Genomic DNA, 9,531 nt, shown 5'->3' with positions numbered 1-9,531 from the left:
GAGCTCTTCTGACCTGTCAGAAGAGCTTTTTTTTTGTATACTTTTTAAACTTTATGACTTTAAAACATCAATCATATTTAAAGCTAAGCGGTCTTGAGCCACTTCTGGTTACTCCTGAATCTAATTTTGTGAATATTGGTGAACGTACTAATGTCACTGGTTCAAGGAAGTTCTTAAACCTGATCAAAGAAGGTGATTACGATACTGCCTTAGAAATAGCTAGAGAGCAGGTTGAGGGGGGTGCTCAGATTATTGATATAAATATGGATGAAGGTATGCTTGATGGAGAGTATGCCATGGTCACTTTTCTTAATTTAATAGCCTCTGAACCTGATATTGCCAGAGTTCCCATAATGATAGACTCTTCTAAATGGTACATTATTGAAGCTGGTTTGAAATGTATTCAAGGTAAGGGAGTTGTAAATTCCATTAGTTTAAAGTCTGGTGAAGAAGAGTTTATAGAGCAGGCCAAAAAGATTAAAAGATATGGTGCTGCAGTTGTGGTTATGGCATTTGACGAAGATGGCCAGGCAGACACCTACGAGAGAAGGATAGAAATCTGTAAGCGATCATATGACATTTTGGTGAATCAAATTAAATTCCCAGCTCATGATATTATTTTTGATCCCAATATATTTCCAGTAGCTACTGGTATGGAAGAGCATAGAAAGAATGCTTTAGATTTCTTCGGAGCTGCCAAATGGATTAGAGAGAACTTGCCTGGAGCTCATGTTAGTGGTGGTGTAAGTAACGTTTCATTTTCATTTAGAGGTAATAACCCTGTTAGAGAGGCTATGCATTCAGCATTCTTGTATCATGGTATTAATCATGGTATGGATATGGGAATTGTTAATCCATCTATGCTTGAGGTATATGATGAGATACCCAAAGATCTATTAGAGAGAGTGGAAGATGTACTGCTAGATAGAAGGGAAGATGCTACAGAAAGGCTGCTTGAATTTGCTGATGGTGTTAAAGGTGGTCAAAAGAAAAGGGTAGTAGATGATACATGGCGGAAGGAATCTGTAGAGTCAAGGTTGTCACACGCTTTGATCAAAGGTATTATAGAGTTCATTGATGAAGATACTGAAGAAGCTCGAGTGAAGTATGATAGCCCTCTAAGGGTGATAGAAGGCCCATTAATGGACGGTATGAACGTAGTTGGCGATCTTTTTGGTTCTGGAAAGATGTTTTTACCTCAGGTGGTAAAGAGTGCAAGGGTAATGAAAAAAGCCGTGGCCTATCTTGAACCGTTCATGGAAGAAGAGAAAAGGAAGAACAATACCGCCAAGGCAGGTAACAAGATTCTTCTGGCAACTGTAAAAGGTGATGTTCATGATATAGGTAAAAATATTGTGGGAGTTGTTTTAGCTTGCAACAACTATGAAATTATTGACCTTGGTGTAATGGTTCCGGCTCAAAAAATTATTGATGCCGCAATAGAACAAGAGGTTATTGCCATAGGCTTGAGTGGGCTTATTACGCCTTCATTGGATGAAATGGTGTACGTGGCCAAGGAAATGGAAAGGAAGCAACTGAATATTCCCTTACTTATTGGGGGAGCTACAACGTCAAGAATTCATACTGCTGTTAAAATAGATCAAAATTATAGTGGTGCTGTAGTCCATGTTTTGGATGCTTCCAGAAGTGTTCCAGTTGTTGGCGAATTGGTAAGCGAGAAAACCAGAGAAGCTTTTCATAAAAATGTAAAAAGTGAATATGAGACACTTAGAACAGATCATGCCTCAAAACAGTCAGCTAAGAATTATATTTCCTTTGCTCAAGCTCAAGCTAATAAGGTAAAAATTGACTGGTCAGAATATAAGGCCACAAAACCAGCGTTAATTGGACGTAAGGTTATAGAAGATTATCCCTTGGATGAAATAAGGCCGTTTATTGACTGGACCCCTTTCTTTCAGACCTGGATGCTAAAAGGCAAGTATCCGCAAATATTTGATAATCAGATGATTGGTAATGAAGCAAAGAAGCTTTATGATGAAGCCAATCAGATGTTAGATGAAATCATTGCCAATAAGTCATTGAAGGCTCAGGCTGTTATTGGACTGTTTCCAGCTCATAACAATGGAGATGATGTTATAATTGATAATGAAGGTGAAAAAGTGGAGTTTCACTTCCTTCGTCAGCAGGGTAAGAAAGGTGCCAATTTGCCCAACATATCACTTGCAGATTTTGTAGCTCCCAATGATGATTATATGGGAGGGTTTGCCGTTACTGCAGGCATTGGCTTAGAGAAGCTGGTTGAAAAATATGAAAGTGATCATGATGACTATAAAAGCATTATGGCCAAAGCCTTGGCTGATCGTTTGGCAGAAGCACTTGCTGAGTTAATGCATGTTAGGGTGCGGAAAGAGTTTTGGGGCTATGCAAAAGAAGAGGCACTATCCACTGATGAGTTAATTAAGGAAAAGTATCATGGAATACGTCCGGCACCTGGCTATCCTGCTTGTCCTGATCATACGGAAAAGCGAATCTTATTTGATTTGTTAAAAGTTGAACAACACACAGAAATTGTATTAACAGAATCATATGCTATGCATCCTGGTGCAGCCGTGAGTGGATTTTATTTTGGACACCCGCAATCGAGCTACTTCGGTTTGGGTAAGGTTGGCAAAGATCAAATTGAAAATTATGCCAAACGAAAGGGCATGACCATTGAAGAAATAGAGAAATGGTTGTCTCCTAATTTGGCTTATTAAACATATTATTTTTTAGACTTTAGAATTATGAAGATTACAGAACAAATAGAAAAGGCGAAAAAGACATTATTCAGCTTTGAGATATTGCCTCCTTTAAAAGGAGAAAATATTAAAAACCTTTTCAATCACATTGACCCGTTAATGGAGTTTAAACCGCCATTTATTGATGTCACCTATCACAGGGAGGAATATGTTTATAAAAATAGAGGCAATGGTCTGTTGGAAAGAAAGTCGATAAGAAAAAGACCAGGCACCGTAGGTATCTGTGCTGCTATAAAAAACCGCTATGAGGTCGAAGCTGTACCTCACATTATCTGTGGTGGATTTAATAAAGAGGAAACTGAGAATGCATTAATTGACTTAGACTTTTTAGGTATACACAACGTGCTGGTTCTGCAGGGTGATGCTATCAAAACGGAACCTATGTTTGTACCAGAGCCTGAGGGTCATAAATATGCATCTGAACTGCTAGGGCAGGTCAAAGAACTGAATAAGGGTATTTATTTGGATGAGGAGCTTCTAAATGCTGCACCCACTGATTTTTGTATTGGTGTAGCTGGCTATCCGGAAAAACACTATACTGCTCCGAATATGAAAAATGATCTGAAATATCTGAAAATGAAAGTGGATATGGGTGCAGATTATATTGTGACTCAAATGTTCTTTGATAATAACAAGTATTTTGAGTTTGTTGAGAATTGTAGAAACGAAGGAATCAATGTTCCAATAATACCAGGTTTAAAACCATTGACGACTAAAAAACAAATTTCTGTACTTCCAAGATTCTTTCATATCGATATCCCAGAAGATTTGGCTGATGCTATAGATTCTTGCAAGGATAATGCTCAGGCGAAGCAAATAGGAGTAGAGTGGACCATTCAGCAGTCTAAGGAATTAATGGATAAAGGCGCTCCAGTACTGCACTATTATTCTATGGGTAAATCTGATCCAGTATATAGTATTGCCAAGGAATTGTTTTAGGGTTAATCTCTCTTTAAAAAAATAAAGTCACCACCTTCATCGCCAGCGAGGCTAATTGCACCATATTGTGGCACCTGACCGGTTTCACTGTTATTGATAACAGAAAACTTAAAGTCACTAAAGACTTGTTCAGTGGATAATAATGGTGCCTGATTATTGGCCAAATTCTTTACAAGATACTTAATAAATACACTCTGATCCGGCACAGTAGATAAAGCTCCGCTGGTCATGGCCTTTCGGCTAGGTCTTTTATACATTTCAAGCATGGCTTTGCCATTCATGGTTACCGAGCGCTCTTTTAATATGCTGCCCCCAAAGCATGCGTCAGCTATTAATAAAGTATGCTTGGATTTTATTGCTCGGATATAGTCTCTAATTGTTCCGTTGGATAGCCATTGCGATTTTGAGGCCTTAGACGCATCTGATGGCAACCAGAATCCTTGATTGAGTTGGTCATTCCAGATTCCATGGCCTGCATAAAAAATTAAAAGATTGTCTCGCTCTTTAACAGTATTAGCTAGTTTGTCAAAGGCATCAATGAGGTTTGAGCGGGTAGGATTCTTTAAAAAAGTAATATTCTCATTTTCGAACGTGTAGTAAGTTGTAAGTGCGTCTATCAACTTTTGAGCATCGTTGATTGGTTGTGCTAAAGTTGGAATACCTTCATCAGGGTAATCGTTGATACCTACAATCAGTGCATAATATTTACGTTCTTTTAATGCCTTTACTAACTCAGTTCCTTCAAAGTCGTCATATGACACTTCTACTACCGCCTCATTCAAACTACTGGCAACTACTACTTTTGATTGCTGTGTTATAGATATTTTTCCAGATACTGCAGGCAGACAACCACCCCAAACAGGATTAAAACCCCAAGTTCCTTCTAGTTTATCACTATCCAATGCGAGTTTAAACTTTGGCAAACAGTGTAATCCTTTTTTGTAAATGAAGGCTGTAGAAGCAAGTATCACGCTATTGTCTTCTAAGTATCCGTTGAAATAATATTTGCTTGAGTCTTTTTTACCTATTACCTCAACGGTACCTGTCAGTGCTTTGCCATCTTCATTAATTATAACTTTAGTATTGTAGGTCTTTCTGCCGGCAGTGAGCTCACCTGACCAAACGCCAGATAGTTGCTGTGCACTGCAGAAAACAGTGGAAGCAATGGTGAGCATTGAAATGAGTATTTTTCTCAAATACATACTCCAAGTTACTTAAAATCAGGAAGTTTTGTGCTGTCTAATTAATTAGATCTGAAAGCTCCTCTTTTGAGAGTTTGAATAAACAAATACGATCAAACCTACCAGCCACTGAAGTGTTACCAACAACAGCGAGTCCCATATCTTCAGTAACAATAAAGTCTGCGATCTGATACGGGTAGGTGCTACCAAGATATTTAGTGCCTAACAATTCACCAGATGACTTGCCATAAGCCATAAGTATAATCTGACCACTTTTGGTGTTGCTGCCATATAGAATGGCCTCCTGAGCATCAATATTAATCAAATCAAGTACTACAGGTGCATTCTCAGATAACTCAGGAAAAGCATTTCCTTCGAAATCTGTAGCACTAGTTGTACCGGTGGTGTTCAGGTCAATAGATGGAATTATAAAGTTATCTCCAAAGTTGAATCTGGATAGCGCGAAATTACCACCACTAATAGACATCCCTGAACTAAAACCACCATCATCTTGCTGGCCTTGAACTACCCCCAAAGGGTCTTCACCAAAGTTGGTGAAGACTAATGACATGGTGTAGTTATAGAATCCGTTGAAATAATAAACCCCTCCATTCATTCGCCCTGCAAAGAAAGGAAGTTGTCTACCTGTTCTTGTGAAGTGGCTAATTATAGGTGCTTCGGTATCACTTCCAGCTCCAATACCATATGCTGCGGTCTGAAGTGTTTGTCCGGACGTGCTTATTCTTGAAATGATAGAATTTTTATCTCCATTGTTATAGCTGAGAGCCAATATGTTTTCTCCATCTTCAGCAATGTACATTGGGTAAGAGAGGCCTGTTGGGTTTATGGCAGTTACTCTGGAACTGTCATTAACTGTAAACAACATTGCCTGCAGGCTGGTTGCATCCATGGCCATAAAGTAATAGCTGTCAGCTATTTTAACCAATTGATCAACTGGTCCTACATATTGCTCATCAATAATTTGTTCCTCAATAAAATTACCCTCTTTATCAACTTTAATTAAGTTTACTCCGGTAAAGTTTGATGTTTCTATTCTCTTACTGCTCAAAATGAGGTATCCTCCGTCTGTAGTTTGCTGAATATCTATGGGAATAAAAGAGGCGTCAAACAGATTGTTATCATAGATTTTGAAGAATCCTTCTGATGGATCAACAGCATCATTATCAGAAATATCGCATCCAGCGAGTATTAATAAACTCAAAAGAAAATAAAATACTTTATTCATTACCTTACAGCATTATGGCCTTCACTACTGATAAATCTGAGTGGGAATAAGGCTCCAAAATTGAAACTTAAATTATTTAATTGGATGTCATCGAGTGCATCGCCTAAACCTGATAACTGATTTTCAGCATACCGATTTTTTTGATCTGCAATGTTATTGAGCCCATGCTTGTAAGAAGCATCAAACACTAATCTAATGTTCCAAAAGTCATAAGCCACCCCAACACCACCAAGGATTCCAACTGATGACTTTATGAATAGGTCTTTTGCTCCAATAATCAATTGCTGATTTTCAAAAGGTCCGGCATTACCAGAGGCATAGTCAGTACCGGAAATCTCAATTTGTTTGTTGGCATTGGTCAAGGTGGCATAATAGCCTCCAACCTGCACAAATGGTCTAAATTTAGATCCTTTTAAAATATCATATTTTATGATTAGAGGAAGCTCTACATAATCCAGTTTATGATTGTATTCATATTTAAGATCAATGGAATTTGCAGCATTTTCAGCACTTAGCCATTGGTAGGTATTAGAGTATGAAAATGATTGTCTTCTATAATTAGGTTGAAAACTAAATGAAAAACCTTGATGGTAAAAAGTTATTTCTAAACCAGCCTGGCCACCTAACTTATCCCATGAATCATAATTTTTATCCAAATCTGATGCTGGGTAATTAACAGGGCTGAAACCATAATATTGCTGAGAAACATTTGGTTCGGTTAAATTGGCACCAGCCTTAAAACCTAACCACCACTGAGTTTTCTCAAACTTATCAGCTTCTGATGGCTTTTTAGTATTGTATTTATGCTTATAGAATTGACCATGTGCTGCTGAGGACAGCAACAAAATTATGGCAAGACTAAGTATAGTGGAATTTTTAGCCATGTCAGTTACTTACAATTAATTTTTTGGTTTGCTTTAATAAGCCTGATTCTATTTTACAGATATAAAATCCAGGTTTAATATTACTTAAATCTACCTTAACACTATGATCACCGGCAGTTTTTCGTTCATCCATCAATGTGGCAACTTGCTTACCCTCAGCATTTAAAAGCATAATCTTAACATTATTCTCAGTGTTAATCTTGAAGCTAATGTTAACAAAATCTTTAGCAGGATTAGGATAAAGGTCATTTAAATTAAATCTTTCATTAAAAAATCCTTCGGTGCTCGTAATTTGCTCAACGGTAACGGGTAAAGGTTCATAATTCCCGCCATCTTCTTTAGGTCCATCTATGAAATTGCCAAAAAGAATATCATTTTGAATTACACTCTCATCTACCTGCATCCAATCTTTTAGAATATTGGCATAGACTTGTCTATAGTCAAATTGCATATCAACATTGCCACGACCATTACTCAAATCCTGATTAGTGCCAAATACACCAGGTCTGACTCCTTTACCAAATAGCATCATTGGCCCGCCAGTGCCGTGGTCAGTGCCGAAACTCCCATTGGAGTCAATCCTTCGTCCGAACTCTGAAGTAGTAATAGTCAATACTCTATCTTCTAAACCTCGTGCTCTTAAGTCTGCTTGAAATGCCTGCATCGCAGAACTGATATGGTGCAATCTTGTGGCATGCCCACCCATTGTAGGGTCATAGCTTTCTACCTGCTCAGCATGAGTATCAAACCCGCCAATTCTTGCTAGAAAAACCTTAGTCTTTACGCCTTGGCCTGCGCCACCACCATCTAATAATCTGGCAATTAACTGAAGTTGAGACGATAGAGGATTTCTTAGGCTATTAGTTGGAGCATTAAATGGATAATTTTCCGGGTAAGTAACACTGGTTTCAGCTGAAGCAGAATAAACTTCAAACAACCTAGCAGCATAATCCACAGATTTGTCCTCCAGCCCCAATATCCAATTCAATTCCTTTCCGTAAGGGGTATTATCAAGGTTTGTTGGTGGCTTTCCTCTAGGATCAATTAGTTCATCATCAAAACCTTCTAAATCATCTACCAAATTGGCAAAGGTCTCAGGGTTACCAGCTAAGGAAATAGAAGTTGGGATATTTCCCTGCTGATGAAAGACAAGAGACACATCACTACCTAATTCAATAGCTAATGGATCTGGATTGTCGGCATTTGGAAAATCATCAGGGTAAATTTCTGGTGCAATGCAGCTTTGTAAATATCTGCCCACCCAACCAGAAGAATAGTAATCATCAGGACCACCACCCATATGCCAAATATCTCTTCCTCTAAAATGACTGCCATTATTATTTGGGTAGGAGACACCTTGTACTACCGCCATCCTTCCTCTGTCATAAAGGTCTTTGGCTCCGAGCATATCAGGATGTAAGCCAACCTGATCAGCCAGAGGTAAAGTGCTGTCTAATGGTATATATTTTCTAACACTATTCTTTGCAGGAATGGCAATATTTGCCCTTCTGCTATAATAAAGCTCATATTGATCGACTGGGATGATAGTATTGAGACCATCATTACCACCATGCATCTGAAGGATAATGATCACCCTATCATTTGTACTTGTCTCAGCTAATTTTAGAAAATGACTGTGTTCAGCCATTACCCTCACAGGAATGCTATTAAGTGAGAAGCCTGCACCAGCAGCTAAAGGCAACTTTTTCAAAAAGGATCTTCTTTTCATAGCTTAAAACAGTTGATTTTCTGGTGACTGTAACATGGCATTAAAAAGTCGTTTTAAATATTCTCCGATCTCCAAATAATTGGCCGGATTGGCATATAAAGATTCCCACTCCACAACAGCGATATCTACTTCAGCCTCGTAATCTGCAAAGCCAAGAAATGACTGAAGGAAATACCTCAGTCTTTCTTTGGTAAGTTCTCCGCCATCTACATCATAACTTAAGTTGTCTGCCATGGTAAATACATAGGCAGCAATATCAATTACTAACTGGCGTGCATCGCTGGCATTAGCACTAAAATTAGCATTAACAAACTCATATGGATCAATGTAAATTCTGTCTTCAGATGGATTTAATATCTGTCTGATAAAATTATAGCGCTGAGTAAGGTAATTAGTTGATATCCAGTTTCTGTTATAAATAGGGAACTGGTGGTAGGCTGAATAGCCGGCAACCTCAAATGGTTCATAGAAATTAAGGCCCATGCTCTCCATTGAGCCTAATAACTGACCGGTTTCGTTATAAAAGTTTTCCAGATCAGTAGTGTAAGATGGAAGCTCGTAATTGAAAAAACTGAGCGTGCCAAGTACCAACTCTAATGGAGATTTTATTATGCCACCAAATTTGTCGTCTTCAATTCCAGCCATGGCTTCATAGAAATGCTCGCTTGTAAATAGTTCTTCTAAAACTATTTGAACCTTATAATCATTATTGATTAAGGTTTGCGCCATTTCTGTAATGATCGTATCGTCTATTTCAGGAGTAATTTCATAATAAACATAAAAACGATATAGT

7 protein-coding genes are annotated in these 9,531 nt (G+C 38.2%); 2 read left to right on the top strand and 5 right to left on the bottom strand.

Annotated features, from left to right (window positions below):
* The first annotated feature begins 53 nt into the window (after nt 1–53).
* The gene (gene metH / locus E1140_RS04240; protein WP_155179384.1) at nt 54–2,717 is read left to right on the top strand and encodes a methionine synthase; all 2,664 of its coding nucleotides are present in this window, start codon (nt 54–56) and stop codon (nt 2,715–2,717) included.
* A 27-nt stretch (nt 2,718–2,744) separates the two neighbouring features.
* The gene (gene metF / locus E1140_RS04235) at nt 2,745–3,698 is read left to right on the top strand and encodes a methylenetetrahydrofolate reductase [NAD(P)H] (RefSeq protein WP_155179382.1); all 954 of its coding nucleotides are present in this window, start codon (nt 2,745–2,747) and stop codon (nt 3,696–3,698) included.
* A gap of 2 nt (nt 3,699–3,700) precedes the next feature.
* Here the strand turns inward: metF and E1140_RS04230 are convergent, their stop codons facing one another.
* From E1140_RS04230 to E1140_RS04210, 5 genes are all read right to left on the bottom strand, one after another.
* On the bottom strand, nt 3,701–4,900 hold the full coding sequence (locus E1140_RS04230) for a caspase family protein (RefSeq protein ID WP_155179380.1): 1,200 nt from the start codon (nt 4,898–4,900) through the stop codon (nt 3,701–3,703).
* Nucleotides 4,901–4,937: 37 nt separating this feature from the next.
* Nucleotides 4,938–6,125 carry a hypothetical protein gene (locus E1140_RS04225; RefSeq protein ID WP_155179378.1) on the bottom strand — a complete coding sequence of 396 codons (1,188 nt, stop codon included), beginning with the start codon at nt 6,123–6,125 and terminating at the stop codon, nt 4,938–4,940.
* On the bottom strand, nt 6,125–7,009 hold the full coding sequence (locus E1140_RS04220) for an outer membrane beta-barrel protein (RefSeq protein WP_155179376.1): 885 nt from the start codon (nt 7,007–7,009) through the stop codon (nt 6,125–6,127). Before E1140_RS04220 ends, E1140_RS04225 begins: the two co-directional genes overlap by 1 nt.
* 1 nt (nt 7,010) lies before the next feature.
* Nucleotides 7,011–8,738, bottom strand: a complete 1,728-nt coding sequence (locus tag E1140_RS04215; RefSeq protein WP_155179374.1) for a DUF1501 domain-containing protein — start codon at nt 8,736–8,738, stop codon at nt 7,011–7,013.
* A 3-nt stretch (nt 8,739–8,741) separates the two neighbouring features.
* Nucleotides 8,742–9,531, bottom strand: a 790-nt coding sequence (locus E1140_RS04210) for a DUF1800 family protein (RefSeq protein WP_155179372.1), incomplete at its 5' end; no start/stop codon positions are given.

The sequence above is a fragment of the Fulvivirga lutimaris genome, from assembly GCF_009711525.1.
Classification (GTDB): Bacteria; Bacteroidota; Bacteroidia; order Cytophagales; family Cyclobacteriaceae; genus Fulvivirga; species Fulvivirga lutimaris.
Note: the sequence above shows the minus strand (reverse complement) of the source record. Positions and strands in the feature narration are given on the sequence as shown.

Bases quoted from the DNA above. Each gene is read 5' to 3' on its own strand.
- E1140_RS04225 (WP_155179378.1), bottom strand. From the start codon at position 6,125: ATGAATAAAGTATTTTATTTTCTTTTGAGTTTATTAATACTCGCTGGA.
- E1140_RS04215 (WP_155179374.1), bottom strand. From the start codon at position 8,738: ATGAAAAGAAGATCCTTTTTGAAAAAGTTGCCTTTAGCTGCTGGTGCA.
- E1140_RS04230 (WP_155179380.1), bottom strand. From the start codon at position 4,900: ATGTATTTGAGAAAAATACTCATTTCAATGCTCACCATTGCTTCCACT.
- metH (WP_155179384.1), top strand. From the start codon at position 54: ATGACTTTAAAACATCAATCATATTTAAAGCTAAGCGGTCTTGAGCCA.
- metF (WP_155179382.1), top strand. From the start codon at position 2,745: ATGAAGATTACAGAACAAATAGAAAAGGCGAAAAAGACATTATTCAGC.
- E1140_RS04220 (WP_155179376.1), bottom strand. From the start codon at position 7,009: ATGGCTAAAAATTCCACTATACTTAGTCTTGCCATAATTTTGTTGCTG.